At 65.3% G+C, this 14,361-nt stretch carries 13 protein-coding genes; 9 read left to right on the top strand and 4 right to left on the bottom strand.

Going from position 1 to position 14,361, the window contains the following annotated elements; all coding sequences use genetic code 11:
- Positions 1–253: 253 nt before the first annotated feature.
- The 4 genes from BDOA9_RS02275 to BDOA9_RS02260 form a co-directional block, all read right to left on the bottom strand.
- Positions 254–1,939 carry a long-chain fatty acid--CoA ligase gene (locus BDOA9_RS02275; protein WP_025032330.1) on the bottom strand — a complete coding sequence of 562 codons (1,686 nt, stop codon included), beginning with the start codon at positions 1,937–1,939 and terminating at the stop codon, positions 254–256.
- A gap of 190 nt (positions 1,940–2,129) precedes the next feature.
- Positions 2,130–3,632: a D-alanyl-D-alanine carboxypeptidase family protein gene (locus BDOA9_RS02270; RefSeq protein WP_025032329.1), complete on the bottom strand. Its 1,503-nt coding sequence runs from the start codon at positions 3,630–3,632 to the stop codon at positions 2,130–2,132.
- Positions 3,633–3,821: 189 nt separating this feature from the next.
- The gene (locus BDOA9_RS02265; RefSeq protein ID WP_025032328.1) at positions 3,822–5,618 is read right to left on the bottom strand and encodes a glucan ABC transporter ATP-binding protein/ permease; all 1,797 of its coding nucleotides are present in this window, start codon (positions 5,616–5,618) and stop codon (positions 3,822–3,824) included.
- 82 nt (positions 5,619–5,700) lie between these two features.
- Positions 5,701–6,750 carry an ABC transporter substrate-binding protein gene (locus BDOA9_RS02260; RefSeq protein WP_025032327.1) on the bottom strand — a complete coding sequence of 350 codons (1,050 nt, stop codon included), beginning with the start codon at positions 6,748–6,750 and terminating at the stop codon, positions 5,701–5,703.
- A gap of 226 nt (positions 6,751–6,976) precedes the next feature.
- Between BDOA9_RS02260 and BDOA9_RS02255 the strand changes: the two genes are divergently transcribed.
- The 9 genes from BDOA9_RS02255 to BDOA9_RS02215 all read left to right on the top strand — a co-directional run bounded on the left by BDOA9_RS02255 (position 6,977) and on the right by BDOA9_RS02215 (position 14,341).
- Complete coding sequence (locus tag BDOA9_RS02255; protein ID WP_025032326.1) at positions 6,977–7,339, top strand: hypothetical protein; 363 nt, start codon at positions 6,977–6,979, stop codon at positions 7,337–7,339.
- 117 nt (positions 7,340–7,456) lie between these two features.
- Positions 7,457–7,861 (top strand): phosphoribosyl-ATP diphosphatase, encoded by a 405-nt coding sequence (hisE, locus tag BDOA9_RS02250; protein WP_025032325.1) that lies wholly within the window; start codon positions 7,457–7,459, stop codon positions 7,859–7,861.
- 46 nt (positions 7,862–7,907) lie between these two features.
- A complete protein-coding gene (locus tag BDOA9_RS02245; protein WP_192859539.1) occupies positions 7,908–8,510 on the top strand; it encodes a YqaA family protein in 603 nt (200 codons plus the stop codon).
- 46 nt (positions 8,511–8,556) lie between these two features.
- Positions 8,557–9,084 (top strand): hypothetical protein, encoded by a 528-nt coding sequence (locus tag BDOA9_RS02240; RefSeq protein WP_025032323.1) that lies wholly within the window; start codon positions 8,557–8,559, stop codon positions 9,082–9,084.
- Between the two features lie 34 nt (positions 9,085–9,118).
- Positions 9,119–10,519: an aspartate ammonia-lyase gene (locus BDOA9_RS02235; RefSeq protein WP_025032322.1), complete on the top strand. Its 1,401-nt coding sequence runs from the start codon at positions 9,119–9,121 to the stop codon at positions 10,517–10,519.
- A gap of 167 nt (positions 10,520–10,686) precedes the next feature.
- A complete protein-coding gene (locus BDOA9_RS02230) occupies positions 10,687–11,655 on the top strand; it encodes an NAD(P)H-dependent flavin oxidoreductase (protein WP_025032321.1) in 969 nt (322 codons plus the stop codon).
- Positions 11,656–11,798: 143 nt separating this feature from the next.
- Positions 11,799–12,572: a thioesterase family protein gene (locus BDOA9_RS02225; protein ID WP_025032320.1), complete on the top strand. Its 774-nt coding sequence runs from the start codon at positions 11,799–11,801 to the stop codon at positions 12,570–12,572.
- Positions 12,573–12,975: 403 nt separating this feature from the next.
- Positions 12,976–13,941: an NAD(P)H-dependent flavin oxidoreductase gene (locus BDOA9_RS02220; RefSeq protein ID WP_025032319.1), complete on the top strand. Its 966-nt coding sequence runs from the start codon at positions 12,976–12,978 to the stop codon at positions 13,939–13,941.
- A gap of 151 nt (positions 13,942–14,092) precedes the next feature.
- On the top strand, positions 14,093–14,341 hold the full coding sequence (locus tag BDOA9_RS02215; protein WP_025032318.1) for a hypothetical protein: 249 nt from the start codon (positions 14,093–14,095) through the stop codon (positions 14,339–14,341).
- Positions 14,342–14,361 lie beyond the last annotated feature (20 nt).

The raw sequence follows: 14,361 nt of genomic DNA, 5'->3' as shown, positions 1-14,361 counted from the left end.
CGGAGGGAAACGGCTTCACCGCGCTGTGATGAGGCCGCGGTGCTTAATTCTCGTCATTGCGAGGAGCTCGCGACAAAATTGCGTAGCAATTTTGCGCTGATGCGACGAAGCAATCCAGGCTGCCTCCGCGGATTCATTCCTGGATTGCTTCGCGGAGCTTGTCACCGGGCCGCGTTCTGCGCGGACCCGGTGGCTCGCAATGACGAACGGGCGCGCAAATGCGCGCCCGTTCGGGACGGCCAGCAAAGGTGCCTTAAGCCGCCTCGGCCTTCTTCTCGTCGCGGAGCTGCCGGCGCAGGATCTTGCCGACATTGGTCTTCGGCAGATCGTTGCGGAATTCGACGTGCTTGGGCACCTTGTAACCGGTGAGCTGCTCGTGACAGAACTTGATCACGGCATCGGCGGTGAGGTTCGGGTCCTTCTTCACCACGAAGGCCTTCACCGCTTCGCCGGACTTGGAATCGGGGATGCCGATCACGGCGCATTCGAGCACGCCCGGATGGCTCGCGATGACTTCCTCGACCTCGTTCGGATAGACGTTGAAGCCGGAGACCAGGATCATGTCCTTCTTGCGATCGACGATCTTGGTGTAGCCCTTCTCGTCCATCACGCCGATATCGCCGGTGCGGAAATAGCCGTCCGCGGTCATCACCTTGGCGGTCTCCTCCGGCCTGTTCCAGTAGCCCGACATCACCTGCGGGCCCTTGGCGCAGATCTCGCCGGCCTGGCCGAGCGGGACCTCGTTGCCGTCGTCGTCCCGGATCGAGATCCAGGTCGACGGCACGGGGATGCCGATCGTGCCGGTGAACTCGGTTGCCGTCGCCGGGTTGCAGGTCAGCGTCGGCGAAGTCTCCGACAGGCCGTAACCTTCGGCGATGAAGCAGCCGGTGATCGCCTTCCATTGATCGGCCACGGGGCGCTGCACTGCCATGCCGCCGCCGTTGGAGATCTTCAGCTTGGAGAAGTCGAGCTTCTTGAAGTCGGGATGGTGCATCAAGCCGTTGTAGAGCGTGTTCACGGCCGGGAAGCTGTTGACCTGGTATTTCGCCAGCTCCTTGATGAAGCCGGGGATGTCGCGCGGGTTCGGTATCAGCAGGTTGCAGCCGCCGGCGCGCACCGCGAGCAGGTAACAGGCCGTCAGCGCGAAGATGTGATAGAGCGGCAGCGCGCAGACGATCATGAGCTGCTCGACATGCGGTGGCGCGGCGAGCGCCGGCTGCAGCCAGGCATCGTTCTGCAGGACGTTGGCGACGATGTTGCGGTGGAGCAGCGTGGCGCCCTTCGAGACGCCGGTGGTGCCGCCGGTATATTGCAGGAAGGCGACGTCGCCGGGCGACAGCTTCGGCTTGTTGAACGTCATGCCGCGGCCGGCGGAAAGCGCATCGTTGAAGGAGACCGAGCCCGGCAGCGACCAGGCCGGTACCATCTTCTTGACCCGGCGGACGACGAGGTTGACGATCACGCCCTTGAAGCCGAGCAGGTCGCCCATGCTTGCGACGATGACATGCTTCACCTGCGTCCTCGCGACCACCTGCTCGACGGTGTGGGCGAAGTTCTCCAGCACGATGATGGCTTCGGCGCCGGAATCCTTGAGCTGGTGCTCGAGCTCGCGCGGGGTGTAGAGCGGGTTGACGTTGACCACCGCGAAACCGGCGCGCAGCACCGCGGCGGTTGCGACCGGGTATTGCAGCACGTTCGGCATCATGATGGCGACACGGGCGCCGCGCTGCAGGCCGCGGCCCTGCAAGTAGGCGGCGAGCGCGACCGACATCTGGTCGAGGTCGCGATAGCTGATCGACTTGTCCATGCAAATGAACGCCTTGCGGTCGGCGAACTTGGTGAAGCTCTCCTCCAAAAGGTCGACCAGCGATGCATATTGCGTCGGCTCGATATCGGCGGGCACGCCGGGCGGATATTGCTTGAGCCAGATGCGCTCCATGGAAACTCCCCTCATTTCACTGAGCCCGTTGCGTCTCGGGCTTGCCTCATTGCCGCCAGTATCGAGCTTGCCGGAACGCGTGGCAAGCCGTCGAGGCTTAGGGCAAAGGTCGGAGCGTAGCTACTGGAATCGTCGCAAACCGCGCTGCCGCAGGTGCGAAGTGCGGGCCGCGGTCAGCTCCGACGGGAGGTTAGCTGTTGTTGGCCGGCTTGGCCGGGGCAGGCTTGGTCGCGGCGGGGTTCGTCGCTGCCTTGGGCTTTGCGGGCTTGGGAGCCTGATCGCCGGTTGCGGCAGGCTTTTCGACAGGTTTCGCCGCTGCCTCGGGCTTGGCCGCGGCATGCTTGGGGCCGGCCGGCTTGGCCGCGGCCGGTTTGGCTGCGGTCTTGCCGTCGCTCTTGCCATCAGCCTGCTTGGCCTCCGGCTTCGCCGCTACCGTCCTGGTGTCCTTGGGCTTATCGGCCGGCTTGTCGGTCGCCTCGGGCTTCTTGGCCACGCGCGACTTCTTGCCACGCGGCTTGGACGCGGCCTGCTGGTCGGCATCGGCCGCGACGGCTGCAATCAGGGCGGTGCCGGTGCGGGTCGGACCGGTATAGACCAGCACGGGCTCGGTCGCCGCCGGCGCCGAGGCCATCAACTCGGAAGCCTTCATCAAGGGCGGCTGCAGGCCGGCGGTGAAGAAGGTGAACTGGGCTGCGCCGCCGGTGGCCGAGGCGGATCCGGACGTGCCGCCATTGGCCGCGATCAGCGCATCGTCGTCGTCGCTGGCCGGCCGCTTGCGGTGCGGGCCGCACATCTCGTCGCGCAGGTTCGGCGGCGAGGCGTCGACCGGCACGAGATTGTCGACCGTGCCGAGCGAGGGGCGCAGCCAGGTGAGATTGTCCTGAGCAAAGCCGCGCTCGAGCAGCTGCGCCGCCTTCACCGCGCGCGCGGTGCCGGAGTTCGCACCGAGCACCACCGCGATCAGCCGGCGGCCGTTGCGCGTCGCCGACGCCACGAGGTTGTAGCCCGAGGCGCAGATGAAGCCGGTCTTGAAACCGTCGGCGCCGGGATAGCGGCCGATCAGCTTGTTGAAATTGCCGGTCACGCGCTTGCCGAAGCGGATCGCGGGGATGTGCACGAAATACTCGTATTCCGGCAGGTCGCGCAGGAAGGCGCGCGCCAGGATTCCGAGATCGCGCGCGGACGTGATCTGCCCTTCTGCGGGCAGGCCGTTCGGATTGACGTAGCTCGTCTGCGTCATGCCGAGCTTTTTCGCGGTGTCGTTCATGATCGCGGAGAAACCGTCGACCGAGCCGCCGACGCCTTCGGCGAGCACCACGGCCATGTCGTTCGCCGACTTGACCATCATCATCTTCAGCGCGTTGTCGACGGTGATCTGCGTTCCCGGACGGAAACCCATCTTCGACGGCGATTGCGAGGCCGCCGTCGGCGACACGGTGAGCAGCGAGTCCAGCGTGAGCCTGCCGTCCTTGACCGCCCTCAGCGTCACATAGGCGGTCATGATCTTGGTGACGGAAGCGGGATACCAGGGAATGGTCGCGTTATCGGCCTGCAACACCTTGCCGCTATCGGCTTCGATCAGCAGCAGCGCTTCGGCGCCCGCGGCCCGCGGTGCGAGCAACGCGGCGCATGCGAGGCCGGCGGCGAACAGGTTGATCAGCGATTTGCGAAGCAGCGGGCCAAGGGCGTGCACTATCCGATTCCGGTCCTAGGAGATCCGCCGGTTCCCGACGGTCCTCGTGATCTGATGTTCGGTTTTGAAATCCAGCGCCGCCGCTTGCGGCGTCGCAAACCTATACCGGCTGGTGCGTCGAGAATAGGGGGATCGGCGCGGTATTCCGCAATGAAACTGGCCGAATTTCGACGGTGCGACGGGGACTTGCTAGGGGGATTTGGCCGCCGTCGCCGCAGTCTCGGCCGCCGTCACGCTGGCCCGTGCGCTTTCCTGGACCATGAACTGCGCCCTGGCGAGCTCGGCGAAATGGCCGCCTCTGGCCACGAGTTCATCGAAAGTTCCGCTTTCGATCACCCTGCCGTTCTCGAACACCAGGATCCGCGTGGCGTTGCGGATGGTGGAGAGGCGGTGGGCGATCACGAAGGTGGTGCGGCCCTTCATCACTTCGTCGAGAGCGGCATTCAGCTTGGTTTCGGTGATGGCGTCGAGCGCGCTGGTCGCTTCGTCCAGAATAAGGATCGGGGGATCCTTCAACAGCGCCCGGGCGATGGACAGGCGCTGGCGCTCGCCACCGGAGAGCATGCGGCCGCGCTCGCCGGCATTGGTCTCGAAGCCGCCGCTGCGCTCGATGAATTCCAGAGCCTGGGCGCGCTCCGCCGCCTTGCGCATCTCGGCCTCGGTCGCATCCGGCTTGCCGACGCGCAAATTTTCCGCGATCGAGCGGTTGAACAGCAGCGCTTCCTGGAACACGACGCCGATGTTCCGCCGCAGCGAGGTCAGCGTGACGCCGCGCACGTCCATGCCGTCGATCTTGATGATGCCGGATTGCGGATCGAAGGCGCGATGCAGGAGCGCGATCGCGGTCGACTTGCCGGCGCCGGTCGGGCCGACCAGCGCAATAGTCTGGCCCGGCAGCGCGGTGAAGGTGAGGTCCTCGATCGCCGGCCGCTTGCCGTCATAGGAGAACGTGACGTCGTTGAACTCGACGAGGCCCGACAGCCTGCCGGCATCGATCGCGTCGGGCCGGTCGTGCACCGCGGGCACGGCGTCGAGCACGTTGAAGAACTCGCGCAGGCGCGGGGCCTCCATGAAGACGTTGTTGATGAAGCTCACGACCTGCTCGAGCTTCTGGATCAGCATCGTCGCGAAGCTCACGAACATCACGATCTCGCCGACGGATGTCAGCCCCTGGTCGTGTAGCGCGATGCCGAAGGTGAAGATTGCCAGTACCGTGATGGTGGTGGAGGCGCGCGTGATCACCGTCACCAGCGCCCACCAGGACAGCACCGGCATTTGCGCGGCCAGCAGCTCGTCGGCCACCGAGCGCAGTCCCTTGACCTCGGATTCGACGCGCACGAAGCTCTGCACCAGCGCGACGTTGCCGAGCGCGTCCGAGGCGCGGGCGGAGAGTTCGCTGTAGTGCTCCTCGACCTCCATCTGCATGCCGAAGGTCCTGCGCACCACGAAGGTGGTCAGGCCAGTGAAGACGATGCAAAGCACGAACAAGAGGATCGCCAGCCGCCAGTTCAAATACAGCGACAGGGGCAGCAGCACCAGGACCGACAGGATCGCGGCAAAATGCTCGCGGAAGAAGCCGAGCCAAAGCCGCCACAGCGCGTCCGTGCCATTGAGCATCACCTTCATCAGCCGGCCGGAATGGGTGCCGGAGTGGAACGTCAACGGCAGCTGCAGGATGTGCTCGAAATAATCGGTCAGCACCGCCTGGCGCTGGCGGTGCGAGAGCCGGTCGGCCTGCAAGGCAACCAGCGCGCTGCAGACGATGGTGAACAGCCCGAACGCGACCCAGGCGGCCAGGAACGGCCAGGCCGAGCTTGAGCCGGCCACGGTCTTGCCCGAGAGCACGTCGACGATCCGGCCGAACAGCACGGGCTCGGCGAACTGCGATCCCGCCAGCAGGAGGTTGGCGACCGCGAGCACCCAGCCGAGCCGCGCCTCCTTGCCGAGCAGCTCGAGAACGCGGGTGTAGAGGCGGAGGATGGACATGCGGGCGAGGGACTCGGCGACCAGGGAGCCCACATTCTAAGCAGGGAGCGCCGCGAGATACAGCGCAAGCTTGCAGTTTTGCTCAGTTGATCAGCCGCTCCGCCAGCGGCGGCAGGAACCGGCCGTCGAAGACGTCGCGAGACGTCGGCCGTTTGCGGAATTTGAAGTCCTGCGAGATCTGATCGATCGAGCGCTCCAGGCGCGCCGGCTCGATGCCGCCGATGCCGTTGCGCTTGACCTCGTCGGTCAGGATGTTGTCGGCAAGGACGGCGTGCAGTCGCGCCAGCTCCAAATTGCGGTCGCCGTTGTCGATGCGGCTCGCGGCCTCCTCCGCCGCACGCGCCGGCTCCCTGACCGTCGCTGTGATGCCCGCGATCAAGGCGCGGACGAAGCCCTTCACGGCATCCGGCTTTGCTGCGGCGAAGGCGGTGTTGGCCACCACGGCAAAGCCATAGGCTTCGCAGCCGTAATCCGCATAGCGCAGCACGACGAGATCGGCTTCGGGCACGCCGCGACCGCGCAGGTTCACCGCCGAGAGGTAGCTGAAGCCGGCGACGGCATCGACCTGTCCTGCCGACAGGATCGGCTCGCGCACCGCGGCACTGATCTTGTGGAGTTTGACGTGCGATGCCCTGATGCCGTTCTGCAGCGCCAGCGCCGGCCACAGCCGCATCGACAGATCGCCATCGACTACGCCGACGGTCTTGCCGTCGAGGTCGGGCAGGAGGCGGACACCGCGGCTCTTCCGCGCGACGATCGCGTAAGGCGCGCGGTCGAACAGCACGAACACGGCCTTGACCGGCGGCGCGTCGTCCTTGTCACGAAAGCGGATCAGCTCGTTGATGTCGACGAGCGCGAGCTCGCTGTCGCCTTTGGCGACGCGTGCGAGCGCCTCCGGCGATCCGCTCGCGCTGTTGAAAGTGACGTTGAGATGCTCGGCGCCGAACCTGCCGTCCTTCGCCGCAAGGAAAAATGGTGCCATGCTTGCATCGATGGGACGGTCGAACGTGAAGTGGATGGCAGTCGAGGGCGTGCCGCTCTCGGACGCGATGGCCTTGCGCGCAGTCAATGCGGCGAAGGAGATTGCAAGGGCCAGCACGCAGTGAAGGACAATCGTCTTGAATCCGGACATCGGTCGCGCCGGTCCCGCATTGTAATGGTTTCGTGACGCCTGCAGCGCCGGCCTCCGTCAACCGTGCGCGCGCCAACATGAACGGCGGATGAGCGGGCTTGCGGCATCGTTACGCAACCCCGTTCAGCTTGTGTTGGGGTTGGGGAACCTACCTAGGTGGATGAGTGTTTGACATACATCAGCCTGTCGTCAGGCACAATCCGAGGTCCCAAGGAGGGTCCAGATCATGTTTGACAGCTTTTCGAAGTTCATCGGCCGCAAAGCCGTCCTTGCCACGGCCGCCGTGGTGGCCCTGACTGCCGCTGTACCCAGTGCCTCCTACGCAGGCGGTCGTCATTGGCATCGCGGTGGCGGCGGCGCCGCTGCTGCTGCAGCGATGTTCGGCCTGGCCGCGACCGGCCTCGCGATCGCAGCCAGCCGCGATGCCTACGCCTATGACCCGGGGCCGGGTTATTACTATGGCGGGGGCCCGGTCTATTACAGCGGCCCCGGCTATGGTCCCTATTATTACGACTCGGGCCGCCGCTACACCTATGGCGGCTACAAGAACCCCTGCGCCCACGGCTATTCCGGCTACAGCTGCTATTAACGATCGGCCATACGCCATCGGCGAACAGGCCGTCGCGCTTGCCGCGGCGGCTTGTTTTTTGCTTATATTGCCGCGTGTTAACACGCCGGCCATTTGTTTCGAGTAGTTTTGAGTACCATGAGTGATTCGCTTGAGCGGCTATATCTGGCTGTGCTCGCGGCCAGAGACCTTGATCCGGCAACATCGCGCACGGCCCGGCTGTTTCAGCGTGGGCCCTCGAAAATGGCGAAGAAACTGGCCGAAGAAGCCATCGAGGTCGTCATCGATGCCGTCAATGGCGACAGCGAGGCCGTGATCCGGGAAAGCGCCGACCTGCTCTACAATCTGACCGTGCTGTGGGCTTCGGCCGGTGTACGCCCCGAGGACGTCTGGCGGGAAATGACGCGGCGGGAGGACATGCTCGGTATTGCCGAGAAACTGCCGAAGACGCCGGCGAAATTGCCCAAAGTCACGCCACCGCGCATGGCCTCGCGGCGGCCTATTGTCGCGCTTGACGGCCGCGCCGCGCGCAAGCGCCACTAGAAACGTCACAAATCGCCCGAAAACTGGCGATGGACAAATCCGTCCCATGGTGCTTCATCGCGGCGCCATGCTGAAACGTATCTACGACTGGTGCATCGACGCCGCCCACAAGCCCTACGCGCTCTGGATCATGGGCATCGTGTCTTTCGCCGAAAGCTCCTTCTTTCCGGTCCCGCCGGATGTGATGCTGATCCCGATGTCACTGGCGCGTCCGCAGCGCGCCTGGCTTTACGCCGCGGTCTGCACCGTGACCTCGGTCCTCGGCGGCGTCGTCGGCTACGCCATCGGCGCGCTGCTGTTCGACTCGCTCGGCCAGTGGCTGATCCAGGTCTACGGCCTTGCCGACAAGGTCGACGCTTTCCGCGCCTCCTATGCGGAATGGGGTGCGGTCATCATCCTGCTCAAGGGACTGACTCCGATCCCCTACAAGCTCGTCACCATCACCTCGGGCTTTGCCGGCTACAACATCCTCCTGTTCATCCTGTGCTCGATCGTCGCGCGCGGCGGACGCTTCTTCGTCGTCGCGATCCTGCTCAACCGCTACGGCGACTGGATCCGGGTCAGGATCGAGCGGCATCTCGGATTGTGGGTCGCACTCGGCGCGATCGTGCTGGTGCTCGGCTTCGTCATCGCCATCAAGCTGATCTAGAGCCGCGGCGCTTTGCCGCCGCGCCGGCTTCGGCTACGGTTGCCTCATGATGGTTCGATCCGGCAATCCGGCCGTGCGGTTCGGAACGTTGATGTCAGCGGCGCTGCTGCTCCTCCTCGGCGGGGGGATGGGGCGGACGCAATCCGTTCCGCCTGCGCTCGGGATCCAGGGGCAGGATGTTCGGGCCGCGTCATCGCCTGCGCCATCCGCCTCACCCGCGCCCGAGGAGAATCCCGGGCTGATCAATGAAATGGGCAAGCTGTTCGACAAGCTGCCCTCGATCCTGCCGCCGATCAAAAGCCCGAGCGAGACCATGAACGATCTGTCGCGGCTGGCGAAGCCGTCGACCATGGTGTCGGGCCGCATCGCTTGCCCGGCCTCCTCGAACGGTGCGCCTGACTGCAAGCAGGCGGCCGACCAGCTCTGCCAGAGCAAGGGTTACAAGGAGGGCAAGAGCCTGAGCGCCGACTCGGCGGAAAAGTGCTCGGCCAAGGTCCTGATCCCGGGCCGGCCGCGCAAGCCGGACGATTGCCGTACCGATACGTTCGTGACCAGCGCGCTGTGCCTGAACTGACGTCGGCCTTGCGCGTGAGCAACAAGGAGCGCCCATGAGCCGCACGGAGCAGGACTTCCTCGGACAGCGTGAGATCGCCGACGACATCTATTACGGCGTCCAGACCATCCGGGGTAAGGAGAACTTCCACATCACCGGCATTCCGATGAACCAGGAGCCTTACTTCGTGAAGGCGCTCGGTTACGTCAAGAAGGCCGCTGCGATGGCCAATCGCGATCTCGGCGCGATCGACGCCAAGGTCGCGAATGCCATCATCCTCGGCTGCGACCGCGTCATCGCCGGCGACATGATGGATCAGTTCGTCACTGATTTCATCCAGGGCGGCGCCGGCACGTCGACCAACATGAACGCCAACGAGGTGATCGCGAACCTCGCGCTGGAATCGCTCGGCTTCGCCAAGGGCGACTACCAGCACGTCAGTCCGAACGATCACGTCAATTACGGCCAGTCCACCAACGACACCTATCCGACCGCCTTTCGGCTGGCGCTGATCCTGCGGCTCGAGAGCTACATGACGGCGTTGCGCCAGCTGCAGGAAGCGTTTTTCGCCAAGGGTCGCGAGTTCGACCGGGTGCTGAAGATGGGCCGAACCCATCTGCAGGACGCGGTACCGATGTCGCTCGGCGCGGAATTCCGGGGCTGGGGCACCACGATCGGCGAGGAGGTCGACCGCATCTCGGAGGCGCGCGCGCTGCTGCGCGAGATCAATCTCGGCGCCACCGCGATCGGCACCTCCGTCACGGCGGCGGTCGGTTATCCCAAGCTCGCCGTCCGGCACCTCAGCGCGCTCACCGGCGTCGATTTCGTCCTCGCCGGCGATCTCGTCGAGGCGACCTCGGACACCGGCGCCTATGTGCAGCTCTCGGGTGTGCTCAAGCGCACCGCCAGCAAGCTGACGAAGATCTGCAACGATATCCGCCTGCTCGCCTCGGGCCCGCGCGCCGGCTTCAACGAGATCAACCTGCCGCAGCTGCAGCCGGGCTCCTCGATCATGCCCGGCAAGGTCAATCCGGTGATCCCGGAAGTGGTCAACCAGACCAGCTTTCTGGTGATCGGGCTCGACACCACCGTGACGCTTGCGGCCTCGGCGGGCCAGCTCCAGCTCAACGTGATGGAGCCGGTGATCTCGTTCGCGCTGTTCTTCTCGATCCGCACCATGGAGCGGGCGGTCAACAGCCTGCGCGAGAATTGCGTCGTCGGAATCACCGCCAACGCGGAGCACACCCGCAACATGGTGCTCAACTCGCTCGGCATCGTCACGGTGCTGAAGCCGCTGCTCGGCTACAAGCAATGCGCCGAGATCGCGCGCGAAGGCTACAAGAGCGGCAAGTCGCTGCACCAGATCGTCGTGGTCGAGCGCAAGCTGCTGACGCAGGAGAAGTGGGACGAGATGTTCTCGTTCGAGCGGCTGATCAATCCGGATTTGATCGGGTAGCGGCTCTCGCAATGACGGAGGAGACGGATGGTAAGAATTCCGCATCTAGGAATTGCGGTAACGGCCTCCACCGTGGCGGACAAACGCAATACTTGACAGTGGAAAGATTGGCTTGTTGGTATGGCTCCGAGCCTTCAATTGACCGGCCAACAAAGGATCGTTCCGCAATGTCCATGCCTGCCTTGTTCAAGGGGCGCCTGTCGATCCCCGTGATCGGCTCGCCGCTCTTCATCATCTCGGTGCCAGATCTCGTGATCGCGCAGTGCAAGGCGGGTGTGGTCGGCTCGTTTCCGGCGCTGAATGCGCGGCCGCCGGAGCTGCTCGACGAGTGGCTGGCGCGGATCACCGAAGAGCTCGCGGCTTATGACCGCGCCCATCCCGACAAGCCGTCGGCGCCGTTCGCGGTGAACCAGATCGTGCACAAGTCGAACAACCGGCTCGACCACGACATGCAGCTCTGCGCCAAGTACAAGGTGCCGATGATCATCTCCTCGCTCGGCGCCCGCGAGGAGCTGAACCAGGCCGTGCACGGCTGGGGCGGCATCGTCTTCCACGACGTGATCAACCAGAAATTCGCCCACAAGGCGATCGAGAAGGGCGCCGACGGCCTGATCCTGGTCGCGGCCGGCGCCGGCGGCCATGCCGGCACCATCTCGCCGCTGGCCTTCGTGGCTGAGACGCGCAAGTGGTTCGACGGACCGATCGCGCTGTCGGGTGCGATCGGCAACGGCAAGGCAATCCGCGCCGCGCGCATCCTGGGAGCCGACTTCGCCTATATCGGCTCGGCCTTCATCGCGACCAAGGAGGCCAATGCGGTCGAGAAGTACAAGGAGATGATCGCGGGCTCGAGCGCCGACGACATCGTCTATTCCAATCTCTTCACCGGCGTGCACGGCAATTATCTGAAGCCCTCGATCCTGGCCGCAGGCATGGACCCGGAAAATCTGCCGACCTCCGATCCCTCCAAGATGAATTTCGGCACCGACGCCTCCGGCGAGCGCGCCAAGCCGAAGGCCTGGAAGGAGATCTGGGGCTCGGGCCAGGGCATCGGCAGCATCGACAAGGTCGTCCCTGCCGCCGAGTTAATCGCGCGCTTCAAGAAGGAATACGACGAAGCGATCGATCCGCCGTTGTGATTATCGTGTCCCGGACGCGGTGCGGCGCGAAGTGCTGCGCCGCCGAGCCGGGACCCATCGCCCACCGACTGGACCCCGGCTCAGCAGCGCACCGCTTACGCGCTGCGCAGCGTCCGGGGAACGCGCCGTGAGAGTGAGTACATATGTCCCCGATCTACCGCGTCGACGGCAACAACGTCGTCACCGGCCCCGATGCGGCCGGCCCCTGGGACCGGCGCATGCAGCACGGCTCGGCACCGGCGTCGCTGGTGACGTGGGCGGCTGAGCGCATCCCGACGGCGCTGCCGATGGACGTCGCGCGCGTGACCATCGATCTGATGCGCCCGGTGCCGGTGGCGCCGCTCACGATCGCGACCGAAGTCTTGCGCGAGGGCCGCAAGATCCAGCTCTGCGGGATCAAGCTGCTCGCCGACGGCGTGCAGGTGGTCGGTGCCACCGTGCTGAAGATCAGGCGCCAAACGCAGCCGCTGCCGGACGAGGTCGAGGAGCTGCCGGTCACGTTGCCCTCGCCGGAGGATTCATTGGTCGAGGACGCTCACGCCGCCACCAGCCCATTCGTGCGAACGGTCTCGATGCGTGCCGCGCGCGGCCGCTTCGGCCGGGCCGGCGCCGGCGCGATCTGGTTTCGCGTCGACCATCCCCTGATCGATGGCGAGGCCATCTCGCAGGCGATGCGCGCCGTGGTCGCGGCCGATTTCTCCAACGGTACCGCCTCGACGCTCGACTTTCGCGCCTGGACCTACATCAACGCCGATCTCACCGTGAGCTTTGCGCGCCAGCCGGTCGGCGAGTGGATCCTGCTCGACGGCGATTCCTGGATCGGCCCCGACGGCGCGGGCCTTGCCATGTCGCGGCTCGCCGACCGCCAGGGCTATTTCGGCCGCGCGGTGCAGAGCCTGGTGATCGAGAAGCGGTGAGCTGACGGCGGGGCCGCGATTGCTCCTTCCGAATGAACGGCAGGCTTCCGCCGCCGCGGAAGGGATGCTCGGCATCCTGCCAGTTCACACACCGTAGAAGATCTTGATCCCCCACAGCACCACGATGATGGCCGTGATCAACGTGATCGCGGCGACCACACTTTCCAGGGAAGCGACTCTCATTTCACTCTCCGCTTCCCCAGCCCCGTCAGCGGTCTAGGTGATTCCCTGATTCGCCGGCAATTGTGCCGGCATGGTGGTGGTAGACTCCGTTGCGTGCTGTGGTGCCGGAGCAACAACGACACCGTAGAATTCCGGAGTATTTACCCGACGGTCCCGCCCGCGCCCGAAGCCGGCGCGCAGAGACTGCGGGAGGAAACGAGCCTGCGAGTGGGAGGCACAGATGCCATCGGATCGACTGCAACGCTTCCGCGATCGTCTCGCTCTGCCGCTGATCGCAGCGCCGATGTTTCTGGTCTCGGGCGTCGAGCTCATGGTCGCAGCCTGCCGCAACGGGGTGATCGGCAGCTTCCCCACGGCGAATTGCCGTGGCGCGGACCAGCTCGATGAATGGATGACCGCGATCGCGACGCGGCTGCGCCGGCACGAAGATCAGGCTGGCCGCAGGGCTGCGCCGCTTTGTCCGAACCTGATCGTGCACCGCTCCAATGCGCGCCTGGAGCAGGATCTTGCCGTGCTGTTGCGGCACAGGCCGGAGATCGTCATCACCTCGGTCGGCTCGCCCGCACCCGTGTTGAAGCCTCTGCAGGACGCCGGCGCGCTGGTGCTGGCGGACGTCGCTTCCATCCGTCATGCCGAACGCGCGGCAGACGCAGGCGCCGACGGTTTGGTGCTGCTCACCGCGGGCGCGGGCGGGCAGACCGGCTGGCTCAATCCGTTCGCCTTCGTCCGCGCGGTCCGTGCATTCTACGACGGCATCATCGTGCTTTCGGGCGGGATCAGCGACGGCTGCGCGCTGCACGCCGCAGAAGTGCTCGGCTGCGATCTCGCCTATATGGGCACCAGGTTCATCGCAACGCGCGAGAGCATGGCGGACGAGCGTCACAAGCAGATGCTGGTCGATTGCAGTGCCGACGACATCTTGCTCACCACCGCATTCACGGGACTTCAGACCAGCATGCTGAGGCCGTCGATCGTGGCCGCCGGGCTCGACCCCGACGATCTGCCGGCGCGCGGCGCGATCGATATCGTCGAGGATATCGACGTCGCCGCCCGCGAAAGCCGTCCCAAACGCTGGCGCGACATCTGGAGCGGCGGGCATTCGACCTCCGGCGTCACCGAGGTGCTCGCGGTCGAGGATCTCGTCGCGCGGACCATCGCCGAATATCGCCGGGCGGGTGGGCGGTAGGTTCCTCGCCCCTCCCAAAAACAACAGAACGCCGGTGCATTGCACACGGTTAATCCCGCATGGCTCCGGCCTGCCCCACTTAACGGCGGATTAACCATCGCCAGCCAAGAATCCCTCTCGTGGCCGCCAATCAGGACGAGAGGGACAGGCGATGGACTTCAATTATCTCGATCGCAAGACAGCCGCCACCATGGACGAGATCCGCGTCCGCGTCGCCCATGCACTGGCCCGCCACCCGCTGTGCCGCAACGTCCGTTTCGACGTCGTCAGCGTCCCCCGGACCCGCCGCGGCGGCAATTGGACGGTGACGCTGCAATCGGTCGAGCCGCGGGCGGTCTGGGAGGCCTCGGAGATCGTGGCCGACATCCAGGACGCCTACGATCTTGCGGCTGCGGCCTGATTTTGTTGGGGTTTCCGGGC

Source organism: Bradyrhizobium sp. DOA9 (assembly GCF_000617845.2).
In the GTDB taxonomy this organism is placed as follows: domain Bacteria; phylum Pseudomonadota; class Alphaproteobacteria; order Rhizobiales; family Xanthobacteraceae; genus Bradyrhizobium.
Note: the sequence above shows the minus strand (reverse complement) of the source record. Positions and strands in the feature narration are given on the sequence as shown.